This is a genomic window from Serratia silvae, assembly GCF_023282985.1.
GTDB classification, from domain to species: Bacteria; Pseudomonadota; Gammaproteobacteria; order Enterobacterales; family Enterobacteriaceae; genus Chania; species Chania silvae.
This window is the reverse complement of the sequence record NZ_JAGQDC010000033.1, coordinates 1-22,061: the sequence shown is the minus strand read 5'-3', so window position 1 is coordinate 22,061 and position 22,061 is coordinate 1. Positions and strand designations below refer to the sequence as shown.

Below are 22,061 nucleotides of genomic sequence, written 5' to 3'. Positions count from 1 at the left end.
ACACTGCCAGGCATCAATTAAGTAGAAAGCCTCATGCGAAAGCATGGGGCTTTTTGCTATGGGTCGGAAATGGAAATGCCCCTCACCCCCACCCTCTCCCAGAGTACCAACCGAGAATATCCTGAACACTTGTGTAGGGGAGAGGGAGCTGTCCGGCGTCGTGGATGAGTGAGAGTAGTGCGGCTTCGGCAAGTATTAGCCTGTGCTGCTTCAGAACGTTGGGAGCAAGAAGAAAATGGGGGTATTGCGCAGGAATAGCAGCGAGCTCGATCGGTTCCCTCTCCCTGTGGGAGAAGGTGAGGGGACTATGCCTTTGCCTGTTTCAACCACTGAACAATAAACCCAGCGATCGTTTCAGGCTGGTTGATATCCAGTAACGGCGCAACACCTTCTATCTTCTTATCGCTGGCCACGGCAATAACGTGCTGATCCAACATGTCTGCAAGTGGTTTACCGACTTCCTCGCGATAGAGAACAATTTTGCTGATCGGCTCATGTTTGAACCCTTCCACCAGGATCAAATCCACCTTACTGTGATCGAATCTGCTGGCTAGATACTGGAGATCTAAAGGCTGTTGCTCCGGTGTTTCGCTCATTAATGCCCAGCGCCGATCGCTGGCAACCAGCGTCTGGTCTGCACCGGCCTTGCGCAGTTCATAGCTGTCCTTACCCGGCGTATCTACATCCATATCATGATGGGTATGCTTGATCAGGCCAACGCGCACCTGCTGCTGTTTTAATAGCGGGATCAATTGCTTAAGTAGCGTGGTTTTACCTGTACCGCTATAGGCGGCGATAGCCAGCAAGGGGGGCATTAAGCCCGTCATTGATCACCCCCTTTTTCCTGCTGCCACAGCAGGCAATCTTCCGGGGTATTCAAATTACGGAAAGCCTCTTGCTGCCCACTGAACACCACCTGTTGTGCACCAATAGCCGCCATGAACAGCATCAATTTGCGTTCCCCTCGGGTTAGATAACGGGTGAGTTCCTCTGCCAGACTGGTATGCAGTAAAGCGAAGGTGGGATGTTCACGCTCACCGTCGCTGGCATAGGAGGCCAAGGCATTGCCCTTATGCAGCCAAAGCTGTTCTACCAGGTTGAGAGGGAAGTCGGGAACGTCGCAGGGTGCACAGACAATCCATGGTGTGCGGGCATAAGTGAGGCCTGCCAATATACCGGCTAAAGGGCCGGGGTAATCTGCGGTCAGATCGCCGACGACCTCTAAGCCGCTTTGCTGATAACATAGCTGATTGCGATTGGCGCTGATGATCACCTGGCTCACTTGTGGTGTTAATCGGCCCAAGACGTGTTGGTATAGGGTTTTATCCCCTACTTGCACCAATCCCTTATCTTTCCCCCCCATGCGGGTAGAGCGTCCACCGGCCAGAATAACGCCGGTTATATTTGCATGCATAGTCATCATCCTGCCCCTCTCCAATGCCCTGATTGTAGCGCTAAATCTGTTCAGACATCATGATTTACCTTTATTGACACGCTGGTTCTTTCACTACGTAGTCAAGCCTGTTACTTTGTGGGTTTATCACTTCACTGGATGATATTTTGATATGAAAACGCATCGCGTAAACGAACTGATTGAGCTTTTGCACCCGGCCTGGCAGCAGGATCCCGATCTCAACCTGATTCAGTTTTTGCAAAAGCTGGCGCAGGAAGCGGGTTTTCAGGGTGAGTTAAGCGATCTGAGCGATGACATCTTGATCTATCACCTGAAAATGCGCGGCAGTGCGGGCACAGAACAGATCCCAGGCTTGAAGAAAGACTACGAAGACGACTTTAAAACGGCGTTGCTGCGTGCCCGTGGCGTGATAAAAGATTAGCATTCATGCGGTGCGGTCATCAGTGGCGGTGATTAGTGCTACTCTTTCTTATTCTTGGCACGCTGTTGTCATCTGGCGAACTGAACGGTTGTTATGAACAACTCTGCATTTAATTTTGAAACCCTTTCTCCCGATCTGATTATGGATGCGCTGGAAGGGATAGGTTTGCGTGTTGATTCTGGGTTGACGGCGCTCAACAGCTATGAAAACCGCGTTTACCAGTTTATGGATGAAGATCGTCAGCGTTACGTGGTGAAGTTTTATCGCCCAGAACGCTGGAGTGCAGAGCAAATCGGTGAGGAACACCGGTTCGCACTAGATTTGTCGCACAACGAAATTCCGGCTGTCGCACCACTGGTATTACAGGGAAATACGCTGCACACCCATGCAGGTTTTTTCTTTACCGTATTTCCGAGCGTCGGTGGCCGACAGTATGAGATCGATAATCTGGAACAGCTGGAGTGGGTCGGGCGTTTTCTTGGCCGTATCCACCAGGTGGGTGGCGAAAGCCTGTTTACCAAACGGCCGACCATTGGCATTGAAGAGTATCTCACGGAGCCACGGCAGGTTCTGGCCAGCTGTGATTTAGTTCCCAAGGCCCAGCGCGAGACTTTTCTGCGGGCTACGGATACGCTGATTGACGCTATCAAACCGCACTGGCAGCTGGATTGGCAGCCGCTGCGTTTGCATGGCGATTGCCACCCAGGCAATATCTTGTGGCGTGATGGGCCGCTGTTCGTCGATCTTGACGATGCACGCAACGGGCCAGCAATACAGGATTTGTGGATGTTGTTACACGGCGAACGTCGCGATCGGCTGATGCAGCTGGATATCCTGCTGGAGGCCTATGGCGAATTTGCCGAATTTGATCAGCGCGAGCTGGCGTTGATCGAACCCTTGCGGGCTATGCGCATGGTGTATTACCTGGCATGGGTAGCACGCCGTTGGCAGGATCCCGCGTTTCCAAAAAGTTTCCCGTGGATGGCGGAGTCTGATTTCTGGTTATCTCAGACTGCGGCATTTACTGAACAGGTTAAGCTGTTGCAGGAACCTCCTCTGCAGCTCATGCCAATGTATTGAAGCATTAACATAATGGAGAGTTTAGTGTTATGAAAAAAATTTGGTTGGCACTCGTAGGTATGGTGATGGCATTCAGTGCCTCCGCTGCGCAATTCAGTGACGGTACGCAATACATCACTTTGGATAAGCCGGTAACTGGCGAACCACAGGTGCTGGAATTCTTCTCTTTCTACTGCCCGCACTGCTACCAGTTTGAAGAGACTTACCATATCTCTGATGCGGTAAAAAAAGCGCTGCCTGAAGGCACCAAGATGACCAAATACCATGTGGAATTCCTGGGTCCATTGGGTAAGCAGTTAACTCAAGCCTGGGCAGTTGCCATGGCTCTGGGTGTAGAAGACAAAATTACTCAGCCAATGTTTGAAGCGATTCAGAAAACTCAAACCGTGCAAACGCCTGACGATATCCGCAAGGTATTCGTCAATGCTGGCGTAGCAGGCGAAGACTATGACGCGGCTTTAAACAGCTTCGTGGTGAAATCTCTGGTGGCTCAGCAAGAGAAAGCGGCAGAAGATTTGCAACTGCGTGGCGTGCCAGCGGTATTTGTTAACGGCAAATACATGGTGAAAAACGATGGCCTGGATACCAGCAGCATGGACGTTTACGTCAAGCAATTTGCTGATGTCGTGAAGTTCCTGACCGAACAAAAGTAACCCGCAGCAAGAAATCAACGCCGGTTAACCCGGCGTTTTTTTTAACTTATTAACGCTTGAGCCTGTCAAGCAAACCATCTTTTTCCTGCCACAACGTATTCAGCCAAATCTGGAATTTACGTTTAAACAGTTTGTCATTGAAGTAATCCCCGTGCAGCGATTCATCAATCGGCAGGCATTCAATCCTGACGACAACCCGTTGCAATCGACCGCACAACATATCCCTAAAGGGATGCTCACGGTTATCCGGATAGCATAAGGTGACATTCAGGATCTTATCAAATTGCTGACCAAGTGCGCTAAGCGTAAAGGCGATCCCGGCAGCTTTGGGGGCGAGCAAATTGCGGTATGGGGAGCGGGTTTTAATTTTCTTGGCCTCGGTGAAACGAGAGCCCTCAACGAAATTGACGATGGTGGTCGGGCGCAGGCGAAACTTGTCGCAGGAACGCCGCGTGGTTTCGATATCCTGGCCGCGTTTTTCCGGATGTTTGTGCAGATAGGCCCGCGAGTAGCGCTTCATAAAAGGCATATCCAGCGCCCAGCAGGCCAAGCCGACGAAGGGGATCCAGGCCAGTTGCTGTTTCAGGAAGTACTTATTCATAGGTATATGGTGACGGAATAACACACACAGCACCACAATGTCCGACCAACTTTCATGGTTGCTGATCAGCAAATACCAATTCTTCTTCTCCAGCCTGTGCAGCCCTTGAATATCCCATTGCATGCGGGGGTTAATTCGTAACAATACCGCCAGGCATTGGCACCAGCACCACATCATCAGGTCAGCAAAGGCTGAAATGTATCGCCAAACCGCGGGTATGGGGATCAAAAGCTTAATGATACCGGCCAAAACAATGGGAATGGAGCACAGCATCGTTACGCCAATGGCAAGCAGCGCAGAAAAGATAAAAATAACAGGGGCTAGCAATTTTGGCATGGGTTTAGTGCTGACGGTTGAAGGAAACATCGTTAGATACGTCAGTACGTACCAACAAAAAAATATTTTAACAGAATCCCGGCCAAGAATACGCGGCTAAAAGTAAGCGATCTTAACCGGGTAGAAATTGCCAGTTGTTTGCCGTTGGCGTGCAGGTTTTCAATCTTGTGCTATGGTCATTGAGGTGCCTAAATTGATTAAACGTGCGATTAAACTCCGGCCCCAGTTATATCCACAAATTACCGAAAACACGATAAATAGCAAAACCGCCAACCCCCTCTTTCAACAGTGTGATTTGTCTAGGAATTTTATTTCCCATTATAACGATATTATCTTCGTTATAATTCAGTCGCTAAACTATGCACAAAGTTATCCACAGGCAGGGCCTTGCGGATCGCTTCACAGTATCTCATCTAATTTGGCCATATTGCACGCTAAGGTTCGTCACCAGCGGCTAGCTATGGCATGCTTACCCCAGTCCTTTTCACGAAAAAGAAACGTTATGGCCCAGATTGCAGAAAACCCATTAATCCTGGTGGATGGTTCCTCTTACCTTTACCGTGCCTACCATGCCTTCCCACCGCTGACAAACTCGGTCGGTGAGCCGACGGGAGCGATGTATGGTGTGCTGAACATGCTGCGCAGCCTGCTGTTGCAGTATACCCCCAGCCATGTGGCGGTGGTGTTTGATGCCAAAGGGAAGACCTTCCGTGACGAGCTGTTTGCCGAATATAAATCACATCGGCCACCGATGCCGGACGATTTGCGAGCGCAGATCGAACCGCTGCATCAGATGGTTAAAGCCATGGGGTTACCGCTGCTGGTTACACCTGGCGTAGAGGCCGATGACGTGATCGGCACCCTGGCGCTAGAGGCAGAAAAAGCGGGTCATGCCGTTTTGATCAGTACCGGCGACAAAGACATGGCTCAGTTGGTGACGCCGAATGTCACCCTGATCAATACCATGAACAATACCATCCTCGGCCCGCAGGAGGTCTGTGATAAATACGGCATCCCTCCTGAACTGATCATCGATTTCCTGGCGCTGATGGGGGATTCCTCAGATAACATCCCTGGCGTGCCAGGGGTGGGTGAGAAAACGGCCCAGGCTCTGTTGCAAGGGTTAGGGGGCCTGGATCAGCTCTATGCCAATCTGGATAGCATTGCCACGCTAAGTTTCCGCGGTGCCAAGACCATGGCGGCCAAGCTGGAGCAGAATAAAGAGGTGGCCTACCTCTCTTACAAACTGGCGACGATCAAAACTGATGTTGAACTGGATCTGAAATGCAGTGAGCTGGAAGTGAGCCCACCGGATGTCGATCAACTGCAGGCGCTGTTTAAGCGCTACGAGTTCAAACGCTGGATGGCTGATGTTGAAGCGGGGACCTGGTTAGAAAACAAAGGGCCAGGCCGTAAGGCCAGCGCGGCGGCCAAGCCAGCCGCAACGGCAGAAGCACCAAGAGCCGCTGTAGAGCCTACCCTGTCGCAGGAAGGCTATGTCACCATTCTGGATGAGGAAACCTTCGCCGATTGGATGCAGCGCCTGAAACAGGCCGAAGTTTTCGCCTTCGATACCGAAACTGACGGCCTGGATACCCTGACGGCCAACCTGATCGGCCTGTCTTTTGCCATTGAGCCAGGCGTGGCGGCGTATCTGCCGGTTGCACACGATTATCTGGATGCTCCCCCACAGCTGGATCGTAACCACGTGCTGGCCACCCTGAAGCCGCTGCTGGAAGATGAGAAGGCATTGAAGGTGGGGCAGAACCTGAAGTTTGATAAGAGCCTGCTGGCGCGCTATGACATCGATCTACGCGGTATCGCCTACGACACCATGCTGGAGTCCTACGTGCTCGACAGCGTCAGTGGCCGTCACGATATGGATAGCCTGGCCGATCGCTACCTGGGCCATAAAACCATTACCTTCGAAGAGATCGCGGGCAAAGGCAAAAAACAGCTAACCTTCAACCAGATCGCTCTTGAAGAGGCGGGCCCTTATGCGGCAGAAGATGCCGACGTTACGCTACAGCTTCATTTGGCGATATGGCCGCAGTTGAAAGAGAGTGAAGGCCTGCTGACGGTATTCAATGAGATTGAAATGCCGCTGTTACCGGTGCTTTCCCATATCGAACGCACCGGGGTGCTGATCGATCCTAATATCCTCGCTGCTCACTCCATTGAGTTGACCAAGCGCCTTGGCGAGCTTGAAGTTCAGGCCCATGAGCTGGCAGAAGAACCGTTCAATCTGGCCTCGACCAAGCAGTTGCAGGCCATTTTGTACGAAAAGCAAAAGCTGCCGGTGCTGAAAAAGACCCCAGGTGGTGCTCCTTCTACCAATGAGGAAGTGCTGGCCGAGTTGGCGCTGGATTATCCGTTGCCGAAAGTGATCCTGGAATACCGTGGCCTGGCGAAGCTGAAAACCACCTATACTGACAAACTACCGTTGATGATCAACCCGGTTAGCGGGCGGGTGCATACTTCTTATCATCAAGCCGTCACCGCCACTGGTCGTCTGTCATCCAGCGATCCAAACCTGCAAAACATTCCGGTACGTAACGATGAAGGGCGCCGTATCCGTCAGGCATTTATTGCGCCAGAGGGCTACCGTATTGTCGCTGCGGACTACTCGCAGATTGAGTTGCGCATCATGGCTCATTTATCGCAGGACGAAGGCTTGCTCAAGGCGTTTGCTGAAGGTAAGGACATACACCGGGCAACGGCGGCAGAAGTCTTTGGTCTGGCGTTGGAGAAGGTCACCAACGAACAGCGCCGCAGTGCCAAGGCGATTAACTTTGGCCTGATCTACGGCATGAGCGCATTCGGTTTGGCTCGCCAGTTGGGGATCCCGCGCGGCGAAGCGCAGCGCTATATGGATCTGTACTTCGAGCGCTATCCTGGTGTGCTGGAGTATATGGAGCGCACTCGTCAGCAGGCTGCCGAGCAGGGCTACGTCAGCACGCTGGATGGCCGCCGGTTATATCTGCCGGACGTTCGCTCCAGCAACGGTATGCGTCGCAAGGCGGCCGAGAGAGCGGCGATTAACGCCCCTATGCAGGGCACTGCTGCGGATATCATCAAACGCGCGATGATTGAGGTGGATGCCTGGCTGCGAGGGCCTGAGCAGCCGCTAGTGCGCATGATCATGCAGGTACACGATGAACTGGTATTTGAAATCCACGAGTCGGCCATTGAAGAGGCCAGCCTGCGCATTCATGAGTTGATGGAAAACAGCATGCAGCTGGCGGTTCCATTGCGGGTGGATATTGGCGTAGGTAAAAACTGGGATGAGGCTCACTGATTACCCTGGTGATACGTGAATACCCGTTTTCTCTAACTGGCGAAAACGTAAGCACTTTTGGTAATTGAGCAACATCTTCCGGCGATTGTTTCGGCTAAATTGCCGGTCTTAGTGCCTGGATCGTGTAAGTAAACTACAAAAAATTCTTTTGCAGCGTGAAAAAATGATGTAGAGTTACAGGCGTAGGGTACAGAGGTAAGATGTTCTATCTTTCAGACCTTTTACTTCACGTAATCGGATTTGGCTGAATATTTAGCCGCCCCAGTCAGTATTGACTGGGGCGTTTTTTATTGTAAAAACAACGTCAAAACCATCGATTTTAGTTATCCTCACCTTTCTCTCTCCCGCCGTTCCCTTGGCTGATTTATCTGCATTTATCTCCTGACAGCGCAACATCTGCCATAAGTTTTTGTGATGGTTTTTAGTCAAAATTGTAATTAGATAACGAAATAATGCCTGATATGGCGAACGGTGGGCGTAAAAAAGCCGATGTCTCAGCATCGGCTCATTGGGCGCAGCATACGGCGCCTCTACGAAATCTAGCTGCGGTTATCATTCCCCGCCGATATCGTCTTCCGGCAGCACTTCCGGTGGGATCTCGTTAAACCAGGTATTCAACTTCTGGCTAAGCTTATCGACGCCGATCTTTTTCGGTGACGAGAAGGCTTCCACCTGAATGTCGCCCATAAACGACAGCACGGCCTCACGCACCATATTGAGTTGCGCCTTACGGGCACCAGAAGCCAGTTTATCGGCCTTGGTCAGCAGAACCAGTACTGGCGTGCCAACATCGACAGCCCATTGGATCATCTGCTGGTCCAGGTCTTTGAGCGGATGGCGGATATCCATCAACACCACCAGGCCTTTCAGGCAGTTACGCATTTGCAGGTATTCACCCAATGCCCGCTGCCATTTCTTTTTCATCTCTTCCGGTACTTCGGCATAACCATAGCCTGGCAGGTCGACCAGGCGAATACCTTCTTCGACTTCGAACAGGTTAATCAGCTGGGTACGGCCCGGCGTTTTACTGGTACGAGCCAAGCTTTTCTGATTGGTCAGGGTATTCAGTGCGCTGGACTTACCGGCGTTGGAGCGGCCGGCGAACGCAACCTCAATACCTTCATCCCCCGGAAGGTGGCGAATATCGGGCGCACTGGTGACGAAATGGGTCACATGGTAATTGTAGTTCTTGCTGGTCAAAATTTTTCGTCTCCGTGAGGATGGCTATCTGGTGGGCGATTATAACTGCATCAGAGGTAAAAGGGTGTGTTTCTCGGTTTTTAAGCGATTATCCATCGAACCCTTATGGCAAGAAAGCGCCTACCGTGTGAGACATTGACCATTCGAGTTGGGGGTAATGTCGCTTTATTCGAAAGCTTTAAATATTTTATTTTATATAAAACAATGAATTGTAATTTCGATAAGTAAAAGATCGCCGTAAGCCGTCAGTAGGTATCTTGAGCACACCCCATAAAAGCGTAAAGTAGGTTGCAAGGCAGGAGGCCAAGGAAACAGGAACATCCAGGAAGGGTGAAAAATCTCAGGGAATACACAGGCAGTGTAATGAGTACCAGGATGATGTCAGATGGAATTGAAACTATTGGTGCCGGAGCGCACGAATAGTACAGGGATGAAGAAGTGACTGCAATTGGACGCACGCGGGAAGCGCACTCAGGAAGAGTGGAAGCGAATGGGTCGCAGCACGGATGATTTTTTCTTTCAGGATGAAAGACGTAGTAGCAGGGAGCGCGGTTATCGCAGATGGAAAGACCGGGATGTTGAGTGTGCGCATGGAGCGCGGAGCAAGAATATCCTTCGACTGAAGGTGCGAAATAGGCGGCAGGTTTTAACCTGCCGCCTTTTTTCTTTGTCTGCTTTCTGCTAGATTCCGCCGCAACCGTATAGCAATTCTATACTGGATCTACATACCTAAGAGTAAAAGCTATGAACCAGCCATCAAAAGCACCTCGCGGCCCACGCAGCAGCGCGGCGACGTCAAAAAGTAAAAAGAAAAGTCGTGTGGAGCTCGATCAGGAAGCGCGCGAGCGCAAGCGTTTGAAAAAGCGCCGTGGCCTGGCTTCCGGTTCACGTACCCAGGTTGAGTCTGCCAACCAGAAAAATAAAACCGGTGCGCAGCCCAAAGATCCTCGCCTCGGCAGTAAAGTGCCGGTTGCGCTGGTGGTTGACGCTAAAGTGAAGGCGACTAAGCCGCAGCCAAAACCGAAGGCAGAAAAACCGCGTCTCACGCCGGAAGAAGAACTGACCAAGCTGGAAAACGATGAGCGCCTGGATGCTCTGTTGGATCGCCTGGACGAAGGCGCCACGCTGAATGCAGAAGATCAGGCTTATGTCGATCAAACCCTGGATCGTATCGATGCGCTGATGGAACAGCTGGGCATCGAACTGGGTGATGAAGACGACGAAGAGCAGGAAGAGAAGCAGGAAGATATTCTGAAACTGCTGAAAGGCGGTAACCCGAAAGACGTATTTTAAGCGGTTATGTGGCTGATCCCGGCAATAGCCCTACTGTTGACATGTTATCTACTGTGGTTATTCGGTAAACTATGGCGGCTGTCGAAGCGCAAAACGCGTTTTCGCAGCGCTTCCGCGGCCAGACAGCGTAGACAACTGCCCATTTCCCGGCCCGGTAGGAAAAAATATCGGAAGGAGTGAGCAAGCATGTCAGAACAGACCATTGTCTGGGATTTGGCCCTGATCCAAAAATATAACTATTCAGGCCCGCGTTACACCTCATACCCCACGGCGTTGGAGTTTAACCAGGGCTACGACGAAGCCGCGTTCCAACGTGCGGCCACGCGCTATCCTGAGCGCCCGCTGTCGCTGTATGTCCATATTCCCTTCTGTCATAAGCTCTGCTATTTCTGCGGCTGCAATAAGCTGGTCACGCGTCAGACGCACAAGGCCGATGAGTATCTGACCGTATTGGAACGGGAAATCATCGCCCGTGCCCCCCTGTTTGCCGGCCGCAAGGTCAGCCAGCTGCATTGGGGTGGTGGTACGCCAACCTATCTGGATAAGCAGCAAATCAGCCGCCTGGTTGCCATGCTACGTCAGCACTTTGATTTCCAGCCAGAAATGGAAATGTCGATCGAAGTTGACCCACGGGAAATCGAGCTGGACGTGCTGGACCACTTGCGTGCCGAAGGCTTTAACCGCCTTAGCATGGGGGTGCAGGACTTCAATAAAGAAGTGCAGCGTCTGGTTAACCGCGAGCAGGATGAAGAATTCATTTTTGCCCTGATCGCCCGGGCTAAAGCGCTTGGCTTCAACTCGACCAATATCGATCTGATTTACGGCCTGCCGAAGCAGACGCCAGAAAGTTTTGCCTTCACGCTGCAGCGAGTGGCGGAGCTAAACCCGGATCGCCTGAGCGTATTTAACTACGCTCATATGCCGAACCTGTTTGCTGCCCAACGTAAAATCAAGGACGCCGATCTACCTAGCGCCCAGCAGAAACTCGATATTCTGCAGCAAACCATCGCTTCGCTGACGGAGTCGGGCTATCAGTTTATCGGCATGGACCATTTTGCCCGGCCGAACGATGAGCTGGCCATTGCCCAGCGCGAAGGCAAGCTGCACCGTAATTTCCAGGGTTACACCACTCAAGGCGACAGTGATCTGCTAGGTCTGGGGGTTTCCGCCATCAGCATGCTGGGTGACAGTTACGCGCAGAACCAGAAAGAGCTGAAGGTGTATTACGCTAACGTGGAAGCGCAGGGGAACGCCCTGTGGCGTGGCCTGGCGATGACGGAAGATGACTGTCTGCGCCGTGATGTGATCAAGACGCTGATCTGTAATTTCCAACTGGCTTATCAACCGATTGAGCAGCAATACGGCATTGCGTTTGCGGATTACTTTGCCGCCGATCTGGAATTGCTGGCACCTTTTGAACGTGATGGGCTGGTGGAGCGTGATGATCACGGCATCCGCGTCACGCCTCGTGGGCGCTTGCTGATCCGTAATATCTGCATGTGCTTCGATATCTACCTGCGTAAACAGGCCCGCGCCCAGCAGTTCTCCCGGGTTATCTGACGCATAGCACCACGGCCGTGATGAGCGGCTGTGGTTAACTAAAGAAGTTAATCAGTGCGGCGCACAACACCGTGGCAACGGCCACCTGCGGCGAGTGGCTGACGGCAGAGCCGATGTCTGCGCCCTGGGTAAGAAAGACGATGAATGTATCCAGCATCAAAAGCCTCCTGAGTTTGCGTTCCGATCATACTGCTGCCGCATACCCTGTAAAAGCCTTCAATCGCTGGTTTTTTGTGCGCTAGATTGTATTTTTAATCATCTAACGTCCCTCTCTTACTCCATCCCTAATTCTTTCAGCTTACGCGTTAAGGTATTGCGGCCCCATCCCAACAGGCGGGCAGCTTCCTGCTTGTGCCCCTGGGTATGCCGTAGCGCGGTGGTGAGCAAGGTACGCTCCATTTCCGGTTGAGCTTCGGACAACAGGTTTTGATGACCGGAACGTAATGCGCGGTCGGCCCACTGTGCCAACAACGTTGCCCAACTGTCCGGCAGGCCGTGGCTGCTGGTTTGTGGCGCTGCGGTTTCAAATAGCTCTGATGGCAGATCCTGGATCAACACTTCTTGCCCGGCGGCCATCACGGTCAGCCAGCGGCAGGTGTTTTCCAACTGACGTACGTTGCCTGGCCACGGCAAACGGGTGAGGGCGGTTTCGGTTTCCGGATGCAGGTTCTTCGCCTCCACACCCAACTCTTTCGCGGCCACCTGTAGGAAGTAGCGCGCCAGGCGCGGAATATCCTCACGGCGTTCACGCAGAGGCGGCAGATGTACGCGGATCACGTTCAGGCGGTGGAACAGATCCTCACGGAATTTACCCTCCTGGACGCGCAACTCCAGGTTCTGGTGGGTGGCGGCAATGATACGCACGTCTACCTTCACCGGCGCATAGCCACCCACGCGATAGAACTGGCCGTCAGCCAACACGCGCAGCAAGCGGGTTTGCACATCCAGCGGCATATCCCCGATTTCATCCAGGAACAGCGTGCCACCGTCGGCCTGTTCAAAACGGCCCTGACGGATCTGATTGGCGCCGGTAAACGCCCCTTTCTCATGGCCGAACAGTTCAGATTCGATCAGGTCTTTGGGGATCGCGGCCATGTTCAGGGCGATAAAGGGTGATTTGACGCGCGGGCTGTGGCGATGCAACGCATGGGCGACTAACTCTTTCCCGGTTCCTGACTCCCCGTTGATCAGTACGCTGATGGAGGAGCGCGACAGGCGGCCGATAATGCGGAACACATCCTGCATTGCCGGGGCCTCACCAATAATATCGGCGACGGGATCGTTGGCGGGTTGGCTGCGAGCGGGTTGCTGCTGTTCTTGATAATGGCTGATGGCACGTTCTACCAGCGCGACGGCCTCATCAATATCAAAAGGTTTTGGTAGGTAATCGAACGCACCTTGTTGATAGGCGCTAACCGCCGCATCCAGATCCGAATGTGCCGTCATTATGATGACCGGAAGCATCGGATGACGTTGTTTGATCTGCTTGAGCAGTGCCAGGCCATCCATACCCGGCATGCGGATATCAGACAGCAGCACGTCGGGGGTTTGCGTTGCCAATGCTTCCAACACGGCATTGCCGTTGTCGAAGGTGACGCTGTTCACCCCGGCTCCGGTAAGTGCACGTTCGAGCACCCAGCGGATGGAGCTATCGTCATCGACGATCCAGACTATCCCTCGTTGCATAGCACAAACCTCACTGGCGAATAGGCAGGAAAACCGAGAATTCGGTGTGACCTGGCCAACTGTTAAATTCAATTTTTCCGCAATGCTGATCGATAAGATTACGGGCGATGGATAATCCCAGGCCGGTACCGCCTTCGCGGCCGCTGACCATTGGGTAGAACAGGGTATCTTGCAACTGGGCCGGTACGCCCGGGCCGTCATCCTCAACATCGATCCGTGCCGCCAGCCGGTAGCGGGTACCGTGCAGGGTGATCTGAAACGCGGTACGCGTGCGCAGCGTGATGGTGCCACCGGTTTCGCTCAGCGCTTGCAGCGCGTTGCGGGTGATATTGAGCAACACCTGCTCGATTTGATCGGGATCGTGCGCCAGTTCCGGCAGACTAGGATCGTAATCACGCACCAGCGTGACGTTATCGGGTTTCTCCAGCGACACCAATTGGAAGACTCGTTCCGCTACCTGATGGATACTCTGGGTAATATGCTGGCCAGGGCGCTGTGGCCCTAGCAGGCGATCTACCAGATTACGCAGCCGATCGGCCTGTTCGATGATCACCTTGGTGTATTCCGTCAGCGAAGGGTCTGGCAAGGCTTTGGCCAGCAACTGCGCGGCACCCCGCAAACCGCCGAGCGGATTTTTGATTTCATGGGCCAAGCCACGCACCAGATCGCGAGCCGCAACCTGTTGAGCGTGCTGTAACTGCTCCTGGCTGAGGCGACGCTGATTGTCCATTGGGGCCAGCTCAAGCAGAATAAAGCCTTCTGGCAGCGCCTGAGCGGTCAGGGAGAGGATATGGGCGCGGCTGTCGACCACCAGGGTCACTTCGTTATCGGTAAAGCCCTGGCCGGCATGCAGGCTTTCGCGCATCAGATCGATATTCAGCGAAAAATAACCGAGTAAATCGGGCAGCGGTGTACCGAAAAGTTTACGAGAACTCTGTGCCAGCAGCTGTTGTGCCGCCGGGTTGGCGTAGTGGATCGCCAGTGTGTCATCCAACAGCAAAATGCTGTTGATGAGAGAATTGAGGATCTGCCCAGCATCGGGCAGCTTGCCGGTTGCCATACAGCAGTCTCCTGCACCTTTTTAGTGCATCCATCCTACTCCATCCGCAACCATCACGGTATGAAATAGTTTTGCAGAACATACGGTGGAGAAAAAAGCCCATCCGAAGATGGGCTAAAAGTTTCCACGGCAACAAAAAAACGGCTTAGATAAATAGCGAGCGATGCGCCATCCGTAGACAGCGCGGGTATGGCTTAAACGCTGTAATACAGTTCGAACTCAACCGGGTGTGGCGTCATGCGCACGCGATCCATCTCTTCTTTACGCAGTTCGATGTAGGCATCGATCGCGTCGTCGGTGAATACGCCACCGCGGGTCAGGAATTCACGGTCTTCGTTCAGCGCGGCCATCGCTTCATCCAGTGAGCCAGCCACTTTTGGAATCTCAGCTTCTTCTTCCGGCGGCAGATCATACAGGTTTTTATCCATGGCATCGCCAGGGTGGATCTTGTTGATCACGCCATCCAGGCCAGCCATCAGCAGCGCGGCGAAGCACAGGTATGGGTTAGCCGCTGGATCCGGGAAGCGGGCTTCGATACGGCGCGCTTTCGGGCTGGCAACCACTGGGATACGGATTGACGCAGAGCGGTTACGGGCAGAGTAAGCCAGCATAACCGGCGCTTCGTAGCCTGGGACCAGACGCTTGTATGAGTTGGTAGTCGGGTTGGCCAGGGCGTTGATTGCTTTAGCGTGCTTGATGATGCCGCCGATGTAGAACAGCGCCATTTCAGACAGGCCGCCGTACTTGTCGCCAGCGAACAGGTTGGTACCGTTCTTGGACAGTGACATGTGGCAGTGCATACCTGAGCCGTTATCGCCGAACATCGGTTTAGGCATGAAGGTCGCGGTTTTGCCAAACGCGTGAGCCACGTTGTGAACCACGTATTTGTAGATTTGGATTTCGTCGGCTTTCTTGGTCATGGTGTTGAAGCGGGTAGCCACTTCGTTCTGACCTGCGGTTGCCACTTCGTGGTGGTGAGCTTCAACCACCAGGCCCATTTCTTCCATGGTCAGACACATGGTAGAACGGATGTCCTGTGAAGAGTCGACCGGTGGCACTGGGAAGTAACCGCCTTTTACCGCTGGACGGTGGCCTTTGTTGCCGCCTTCGAGTTTGGTGCTGGAGTTCCATGCGCCTTCGATATCATCAATAGCTACCATCGAGCCACGGATGCTGCTACCGAAACGAATGTCGTCAAACAGGAAGAACTCAGGCTCTGGCCCGAACAGCACGGTATCAGCGATGCCGGAAGAGCGCAGGAAGTCTTCAGCACGTTTGGAGATCGAACGTGGGTCACGATCGTAGCCCTGCATGGTGCCTGGCTCGAGGATGTCACAACGAATGATCAGGGTAGATTCTTCGAAGAACGGATCCAGAACCGCCGTGCTGGCGTCTGGCATCAGTACCATGTCAGATTCGTTGATGCCCTTCCAACCACCGATTGAGGAGCCGTCAAACATTTTACCTTCTTCGAAGAAGTCGGCATTTACCTGATGAGCAGGGATGGTGACGTGTTGCTCTTTACCCTTGGTGTCAGTGAAACGCAGGTCTACGAATTTCACATCATGCTCATTCAGCATCGTCAAAACGTGTTCAGCGGACATACTTAACTCTCCCGGATTTATCGTTGTCATCGTCGTGGAACGAATCTGTGTGATGGCCTGTTTTTGCCCTGTGTAGACTAAAGCGAAAACTGTGCCAACTTTATAAAAGCGAAAAAATCGCCGGTTTGTGCGGGTTTTGCTCTTTGCCAGTATGCACCATTAGCGATGCAATGCACTATGGTGGTGCAAATAACCTGGTTCGGGGCACTGGAATGGTGCAAAACATCATCGATTGCTGCTTTTTGCACCGTGAAAGGGATCACAAACTAGCCTGTACACAGTTGTTTATAAGAGAGTGTTGTGATCTTGTTTAGTCCCTCGCTTAATACGTGTACAATAGCGCGCTATTTCTAATGCCTGAGGCAAAGCTGTGATCGAAAATTTGCGTAACATCGCCATTATTGCCCACGTTGACCATGGTAAGACCACCCTGGTTGACAAGTTGCTGCAACAATCCGGTACTTTCGGAGAGCGTTCAGAAGCGACAGAACGCGTAATGGACTCCAACGATTTGGAGAAAGAGCGTGGGATTACCATCCTCGCAAAAAACACCGCCATTAATTGGAAAGACTACCGCATCAACATCGTGGATACCCCAGGACACGCCGACTTCGGCGGCGAGGTAGAGCGCGTGATGTCAATGGTCGACTCGGTGCTGCTGGTTGTGGACGCAATGGATGGCCCAATGCCGCAAACCCGTTTCGTGACCAAGAAAGCGTTTGCTAATGGTCTGAAACCGATCGTGGTAATCAACAAGGTTGACCGCCCTGGCGCACGTCCTGACTGGGTTGTGGATCAGGTCTTCGACCTGTTCGTTAACCTGGACGCTACCGACGAACAGCTCGACTTCCCAATCATCTATGCATCCGCATTGATGGGTATCGCGGGTCTTGACCATAACGATATGTCCGAAGACATGACTCCGCTGTACCAGGCGATTGTCGATCACGTCTCTGCGCCGCAGGTTGAGCTGGAAGCACCTTTCCAGATGCAGATCTCGCAGCTGGACTACAACAACTACGTGGGCGTTATCGGCATCGGCCGTATCAAGCGTGGTAAAGTTAAGCCTAACCAGCAGATCACCCTGATTGACAGCGAAGGCAAAACCCGTAACGGTAAAATCGGTAAAGTGCTGACCCATATGGGTCTGGAACGTATCGAAGCCACCGTTGCCGAAGCGGGCGACATCGTTGCCATCACCGGCCTGGGCGAGCTGAACATCTCTGACACCATTTGTGATGTGAACGCGGTTGAAGCGTTGCCAGCACTGTCGGTTGATGAACCTACCGTAAGCATGTTCTTTAACGTCAATACCTCGCCGTTCTGTGGTAAAGAAGGCAAGTTCGTGACTTCACGCCAAATCCTTGAGCGTCTGAACAAGGAACTGGTGCATAACGTGGCGTTGCGCGTTGAAGAAACCGAAGATGCTGATGCATTCCGTGTTTCAGGCCGTGGTGAGCTTCACCTGTCGGTACTGATCGAAAACATGCGTCGTGAAGGCTTTGAGCTGGCGGTTTCCCGTCCGAAAGTTATCTTCCGTGAAATCGATGGCCGCAAGCAAGAGCCATTCGAGAACGTGACGCTGGATATCGAAGAGCAGCACCAGGGTTCTGTGATGCAGGCAATGGGTGAGCGTAAAGCTGACCTGAAAAACATGGATCCAGATGGCAAGGGCCGTGTGCGTCTTGATTACGTGATCCCAAGCCGTGGCTTGATCGGTTTCCGTAACGAATTCATGACCATGACTTCTGGTACTGGTCTGCTGTACTCCACCTTCAGCCACTACGATGATATTCGTCAGGGCGAAGTGGGCCAGCGTCAGAACGGCGTGCTGATCTCTAACGGCCAGGGCAAAGCGGTAGCGTTCGCTCTGTACGGTCTGCAAGATCGCGGTAAGCTGTTCCTGGGCCACGGTGCTGAAGTGTATGAAGGCCAGATCATCGGTATCCACTCACGTTCTAACGACCTGACCGTGAACTGCCTGACCGGTAAGAAACTGACCAACATGCGTGCATCGGGTACCGACGAAGCAACTACCCTGGTTCCGGCCATCAAAATGTCTCTGGAGCAGGCTCTGGAATTCATCGATGATGACGAACTGGTAGAAGTGACGCCAATCTCGATCCGTATCCGTAAGCGTCACCTGACGGAAAACGATCGTAAGCGTGCCAACCGCGGTCCTAAAGACGCTTAATTCGCCGATTTAATCCGCAATACTTAGGGCGTGTCACAGCGCCCTGAGTTTTTTCCTCTGTCTTTCCCCCTTTCTGCGGCGCGCCATGCGCTTTTCACACTGCTCCCTGTTCAGCCTTAACTTTTCCCGTTACAGTGAAATCTCACTGGCCCATGGGAGAGGACTATGCTGTATATCTTTGATTTAGGTAATGTGATTGTCGATATCGATTTCAAACGTGTACTGGGCGTGTGGAGCAACCTGAGTGGCACGCCGCTGGCGACGTTGTCCGAACGTTTTAGCATGGGTGAAGTATTCCAACAGCACGAGCGCGGCGAGATCAGCGACGAAGACTTTGCGGCAAAACTGTGTGAGGAGATGGGGATAGCGCTCAGCTTCGAACAGTTCGCCACCGGCTGGCAGGCGGTGTTTGTCGCCTTGCGCCCTGAAGTGATCGAAATTATGCACCGTCTGCGCAACGAAGGGCATCGCGTGGTGGTGTTATCGAATACCAACCGCCTGCACTGCAATTACTGGCCTCAGCACTACCCTCAGGTCGCTGAAGCGGCCGACCACATGTATCTGTCGCAGGATCTTGGCATGCGTAAACCCGATGCCAAGATCTATCAGCACGTACTGAAGGCGGAAAACACTGCAGCCGATCAGGCGGTATTCTTTGACGATGTGGCGGCTAATGTAGAAGCGGCCGCAGCGCTGGGGATCAAGGCAGTGCAGGTCATCGATCGCCAGGTTGTGCCGGCTTATTTTGCTCAATGATCACCGTACGTTAAGCTTAAGGCGTCCAGACTGACATTTAGGATGAAGATATGTCGTTTTTCCGCCGCAAAAAGCTGCCATCGTCGATCAAACCCGGGATCACTTTTGGGCGGTTGCTGATTAAACGTATTGATGAGGATGGCCTGACCATGTTGGCGGGCCATCTGGCCTACGTCTCGCTACTTTCGCTGGTGCCGCTGATCACTGTGGTGTTTGCGTTGTTCGCCGTTTTCCCGATGTTTGCGGATATCAGCGTCCAGCTGAAAAGCTTTATTTTCTCCAACTTTATGCCCGCTGCCGGTAACGTGCTGCAACGTTACCTGGAGCAGTTTGTTGCCAACTCCAGCAAGATGACCGCCGTTGGGATCTGCGGCCTGATTGTTACCGCGCTGCTGCTGATCTCTTCGGTGGATAGCGTGTTGAACATCATCTGGCGCAGTAAGAACAAACGGCCGATCGTGGTTTCCTTTGCCATTTACTGGATGGTGCTGACCCTCGGCCCGCTGCTGGTGGGAGCCAGTATGGCAATCAGCTCTTATCTGTTGTCACTAAACTGGTTAGCGCAAACCGGCGTTAACAGCCTGGTGGATGAGGTGCTGGGCATCTTCCCGCTGATCCTGTCATGGGTCTCTTTCTGGTTGTTATACAGCGTGGTGCCCACGGTACGCGTGCCTGCGAAAGATGCATTGGTCGGGGCGCTGGTGGCTGGGGTGCTGTTCGAGTTGGGTAAGAAAGGCTTTGCGCTGTATGTCACCATGTTCCCCTCTTACCAGCTGATCTACGGCGTGCTGGCGGTGATCCCGATTTTATTTTTATGGGTCTATTGGAGCTGGTGTATCGTGTTATTGGGTGCCGAAATCACCGCTACGCTGAGCGAGTACCGCCTTTACCGGCAGCAGAAAGCAGAACAACAGCAAAAACAGGAGCAGGAAGGATCGTTATGATTGCGTTAATTCAACGGGTATTAAACGCCAGCGTCACGGTAGAAGGTAAGACGGTAGGCAAGATTGGCCCCGGTTTGTTAGTGTTATTGGGCGTTGAGCAGGATGATAGCGAGCAAAAAGCCCAACGCCTGTGTGAGCGGGTGCTGGGGTATCGCATCTTCGGCGACGAGGATGACAAGATGAATTTGAATGTTCAACAGGCTGGCGGCAGCCTGTTGGTGGTATCGCAGTTCACCCTGGTGGCCGATACCCAAAAAGGCATGCGGCCAAGCTTCTCACGCGGTGCGGTGCCGCAGGAGGCCGATCGGTTATACCGCTATTTTGTTGAGCAGTGTCAGGAACGTGGTATTGAAACCCAGACCGGTGAGTTTGCCGCCGATATGCAGGTGGCATTAGTGAACGATGGCCCGGTAACGTTCTGGCTTCAGGTTTAAGAGAGAAGGCGTCTATGTATCACCTACGAGTACCCGTTACAGAACAAGAACTGAAAGAGTATTACCAGTTTCGCTGGGAGATGCTGCGCAAGCCATTACACCAGCCGGTGGGTTCGGAAAAGGATGCCTACGACGCCATGGCGCACCATCAAATGGTGGTGGATGAGAACGGCCGGATTGTGGCCATTGGCCGCCTGTATATCAATGCTGATAACGAAGCCGCTATCCGCTTCATGGCGGTCGATCCAACGGTGCAGGACAAAGGCTTGGGAACTCTGGTGGCAATGACCCTGGAGTCGGTAGCACGCCAGGAAGGGGTGAAGCGTGTGGTGTGTAGCGCCCGTGAGGATGCGGTGGACTTTTTTGCCAAGCTGGGTTTTATCAACCAGGGCGAAATCACCGCGCCGCAAACCACGCCGATCCGCCATTACCTGATGAGTAAACCGGTAGCTACGCTGGACGATATTTTGCATCGCCCCGACTGGTGCGGGCAGCTGCAGCAAGCTTGGTATGAACATATCCCGCTTAGTGAAAAGATGGGGGTGCGCATCAGCCAATATACCGGCCAGCGTTTTGTTACCACCATGCCGGAAGTGGGCAACCAGAATCCGCACCATACGCTGTTTGCCGGTAGCCTGTTCTCCTTGGCGACGTTGACCGCCTGGGGATTGATCTGGCTGCTGCTGCGTGAGCGTCACCTGGGTGGCACGATTATTCTGGCGGACGCCCATATTCGCTACAGCAAACCGATCACCGGCAGGCCGAGAGCCGTTGCCGATCTGAGCTCACTGAGTGGCGATCTGGCCCGTTTGGCTCGTGGACGCCGGGCGCGCGTGCAGGCAGAGGTGCATTTATTCGGTGACGACGACAAAGGGGCGGTCTTTGAGGGCACCTATATGGTGCTGCCAGCCGAGCCGGAGGAGCCGTTGGATAAGGGCGGTTCAGAGGCGATAGCGGACTGAGCATCAAGCCGTGTGGGCAGAAAGAATAAGGACTCTGTGACCAAACCTATCCAGGTGGGGCGCTGCATGTTGCGCCCACCTAACGGTAACGGGTTGGGCTTAATGGATAGCTTAATCGTTCGTAGTGAAGGTAGCACAGTTGCCGATTATTTTTTGGCCAGAAAGTTCTTACCTTTTTAGCATAATTGACTGTTTGATTTATATACAGTAAATGAAGTAAATGGCTTAAAACGGTTTAATAAAATTTGCCTCGCCTCATTACAAGATTCATCCCAATTGTAGTAACTTCAAGCCCCGCAAAGTCATGATCCTTTGCTTGTCTGACGTTGAATTCTGTCGTTAGAATGCCGAAAAATCATTAAATCGGTTTATCTGAATGGACTCAGTAGCTCCGCGGTTGGCAGTGTCATGGTTGTTTCTTTCCCTCAGTTCGGCTGTTGGCGCTAATATGCTCAGCCCGGCGGATCGAGATACTATCCAACAGCAACTGTAATGATGTGATGGACGCCCCTTCCTAAGGTAGACAGTGCCATACTTATACTGACTGCATTAATCCGGGAGTAAC

Annotated in this window: 21 protein-coding genes; 13 read left to right on the top strand and 8 right to left on the bottom strand. The window is 52.9% G+C overall.

Going from position 1 to position 22,061, the window contains the following annotated elements; translation table 11 throughout:
• Positions 1 to 305: 305 nt before the first annotated feature.
• Both mobB and mobA read right to left on the bottom strand, forming a co-directional pair.
• Entirely contained in the window at positions 306 to 827 is a 522-nt protein-coding gene (gene mobB / locus KAJ71_RS22700) for a molybdopterin-guanine dinucleotide biosynthesis protein MobB (RefSeq protein ID WP_248947721.1), read from the bottom strand.
• The gene (mobA, locus tag KAJ71_RS22695) at positions 824 to 1,414 is read right to left on the bottom strand and encodes a molybdenum cofactor guanylyltransferase MobA (protein ID WP_248947720.1); all 591 of its coding nucleotides are present in this window, start codon (positions 1,412 to 1,414) and stop codon (positions 824 to 826) included. Before mobA ends, mobB begins: the two co-directional genes overlap by 4 nt.
• Before the next feature lie 151 nt (positions 1,415 to 1,565).
• On the opposite strand from mobA, the gene KAJ71_RS22690 reads away from it, so the two are divergent.
• The 3 genes from KAJ71_RS22690 (at position 1,566) to dsbA (ending at position 3,568) form a co-directional block, all read left to right on the top strand.
• Positions 1,566 to 1,835, top strand: coding sequence for a YihD family protein (locus KAJ71_RS22690; protein ID WP_248947719.1), 270 nt, complete (start codon positions 1,566 to 1,568; stop codon positions 1,833 to 1,835).
• 93 nt (positions 1,836 to 1,928) lie between these two features.
• Positions 1,929 to 2,915, top strand: a complete 987-nt coding sequence (locus KAJ71_RS22685) for a serine/threonine protein kinase (protein WP_248947718.1) — start codon at positions 1,929 to 1,931, stop codon at positions 2,913 to 2,915.
• Positions 2,916 to 2,944: 29 nt separating this feature from the next.
• Positions 2,945 to 3,568: a thiol:disulfide interchange protein DsbA gene (gene dsbA / locus KAJ71_RS22680; RefSeq protein ID WP_024482970.1), complete on the top strand. Its 624-nt coding sequence runs from the start codon at positions 2,945 to 2,947 to the stop codon at positions 3,566 to 3,568.
• Positions 3,569 to 3,617: 49 nt separating this feature from the next.
• On the opposite strand, the gene yihG is transcribed toward dsbA, so the two are convergent.
• Positions 3,618 to 4,454 carry a 1-acylglycerol-3-phosphate O-acyltransferase, YihG family gene (gene yihG, locus KAJ71_RS22675; RefSeq protein ID WP_248947722.1) on the bottom strand — a complete coding sequence of 279 codons (837 nt, stop codon included), beginning with the start codon at positions 4,452 to 4,454 and terminating at the stop codon, positions 3,618 to 3,620.
• On the opposite strand from yihG, the gene KAJ71_RS22670 reads away from it, so the two are divergent.
• The 3 genes from KAJ71_RS22670 (at position 4,366) to spfP (ending at position 8,051) form a co-directional block, all read left to right on the top strand.
• The gene (locus tag KAJ71_RS22670) at positions 4,366 to 4,605 is read left to right on the top strand and encodes a hypothetical protein (RefSeq protein ID WP_230326676.1); all 240 of its coding nucleotides are present in this window, start codon (positions 4,366 to 4,368) and stop codon (positions 4,603 to 4,605) included. The two genes, yihG and KAJ71_RS22670, sit on opposite strands and share 89 nt — an antisense overlap.
• Positions 4,606 to 5,007: 402 nt before the next feature.
• Positions 5,008 to 7,803, top strand: coding sequence for a DNA polymerase I (gene polA, locus KAJ71_RS22665; RefSeq protein WP_248947717.1), 2,796 nt, complete (start codon positions 5,008 to 5,010; stop codon positions 7,801 to 7,803).
• A gap of 200 nt (positions 7,804 to 8,003) precedes the next feature.
• Positions 8,004 to 8,051 carry a small protein SpfP gene (spfP, locus tag KAJ71_RS23745; protein ID WP_071892919.1) on the top strand — a complete coding sequence of 16 codons (48 nt, stop codon included), beginning with the start codon at positions 8,004 to 8,006 and terminating at the stop codon, positions 8,049 to 8,051.
• A gap of 304 nt (positions 8,052 to 8,355) precedes the next feature.
• On the opposite strand, the gene yihA is transcribed toward spfP, so the two are convergent.
• The gene (gene yihA, locus KAJ71_RS22660) at positions 8,356 to 9,003 is read right to left on the bottom strand and encodes a ribosome biogenesis GTP-binding protein YihA/YsxC (RefSeq protein WP_248947716.1); all 648 of its coding nucleotides are present in this window, start codon (positions 9,001 to 9,003) and stop codon (positions 8,356 to 8,358) included.
• A 744-nt stretch (positions 9,004 to 9,747) separates the two neighbouring features.
• Between yihA and yihI the strand changes: the two genes are divergently transcribed.
• Together yihI and hemN are read left to right on the top strand one after the other, a co-directional pair.
• The gene (gene yihI / locus KAJ71_RS22655; RefSeq protein WP_248947715.1) at positions 9,748 to 10,296 is read left to right on the top strand and encodes a Der GTPase-activating protein YihI; all 549 of its coding nucleotides are present in this window, start codon (positions 9,748 to 9,750) and stop codon (positions 10,294 to 10,296) included.
• 186 nt (positions 10,297 to 10,482) lie between these two features.
• Positions 10,483 to 11,856, top strand: coding sequence for an oxygen-independent coproporphyrinogen III oxidase (hemN, locus tag KAJ71_RS22650; protein ID WP_248947714.1), 1,374 nt, complete (start codon positions 10,483 to 10,485; stop codon positions 11,854 to 11,856).
• Positions 11,857 to 11,890: 34 nt separating this feature from the next.
• Here hemN and KAJ71_RS22645 read toward each other — a convergent pair whose 3' ends face one another.
• From KAJ71_RS22645 to glnA, 4 genes are all read right to left on the bottom strand, one after another.
• A complete protein-coding gene (locus KAJ71_RS22645; protein WP_248947713.1) occupies positions 11,891 to 12,013 on the bottom strand; it encodes a YshB family small membrane protein in 123 nt (40 codons plus the stop codon).
• A 116-nt stretch (positions 12,014 to 12,129) separates the two neighbouring features.
• On the bottom strand, positions 12,130 to 13,542 hold the full coding sequence (glnG, locus tag KAJ71_RS22640; protein ID WP_248947712.1) for a nitrogen regulation protein NR(I): 1,413 nt from the start codon (positions 13,540 to 13,542) through the stop codon (positions 12,130 to 12,132).
• Positions 13,543 to 13,552: 10 nt separating this feature from the next.
• Positions 13,553 to 14,602 (bottom strand): nitrogen regulation protein NR(II), encoded by a 1,050-nt coding sequence (glnL, locus tag KAJ71_RS22635; RefSeq protein ID WP_059199302.1) that lies wholly within the window; start codon positions 14,600 to 14,602, stop codon positions 13,553 to 13,555.
• A gap of 194 nt (positions 14,603 to 14,796) precedes the next feature.
• A complete protein-coding gene (gene glnA, locus KAJ71_RS22630; protein ID WP_248947711.1) occupies positions 14,797 to 16,206 on the bottom strand; it encodes a glutamate--ammonia ligase in 1,410 nt (469 codons plus the stop codon).
• Between the two features lie 370 nt (positions 16,207 to 16,576).
• Here glnA and typA point away from each other — a divergent pair, with 370 nt between their 5' ends.
• The 5 genes from typA (at position 16,577) to fabY (ending at position 21,496) form a co-directional block, all read left to right on the top strand.
• Positions 16,577 to 18,400, top strand: a complete 1,824-nt coding sequence (gene typA / locus KAJ71_RS22625) for a ribosome-dependent GTPase TypA (RefSeq protein WP_248947710.1) — start codon at positions 16,577 to 16,579, stop codon at positions 18,398 to 18,400.
• 165 nt (positions 18,401 to 18,565) lie between these two features.
• The gene (gene yihX / locus KAJ71_RS22620) at positions 18,566 to 19,156 is read left to right on the top strand and encodes a glucose-1-phosphatase (RefSeq protein ID WP_248947709.1); all 591 of its coding nucleotides are present in this window, start codon (positions 18,566 to 18,568) and stop codon (positions 19,154 to 19,156) included.
• 50 nt (positions 19,157 to 19,206) lie between these two features.
• Entirely contained in the window at positions 19,207 to 20,100 is an 894-nt protein-coding gene (locus KAJ71_RS22615; protein WP_248947708.1) for a virulence factor BrkB family protein, read from the top strand.
• On the top strand, positions 20,097 to 20,534 hold the full coding sequence (dtd, locus tag KAJ71_RS22610; protein WP_248947707.1) for a D-aminoacyl-tRNA deacylase: 438 nt from the start codon (positions 20,097 to 20,099) through the stop codon (positions 20,532 to 20,534). Before KAJ71_RS22615 ends, dtd begins: the two co-directional genes overlap by 4 nt.
• A gap of 14 nt (positions 20,535 to 20,548) precedes the next feature.
• Complete coding sequence (fabY, locus tag KAJ71_RS22605) at positions 20,549 to 21,496, top strand: fatty acid biosynthesis protein FabY (RefSeq protein WP_248947706.1); 948 nt, start codon at positions 20,549 to 20,551, stop codon at positions 21,494 to 21,496.
• The last annotated feature ends 565 nt before the right edge of the window (positions 21,497 to 22,061 follow it).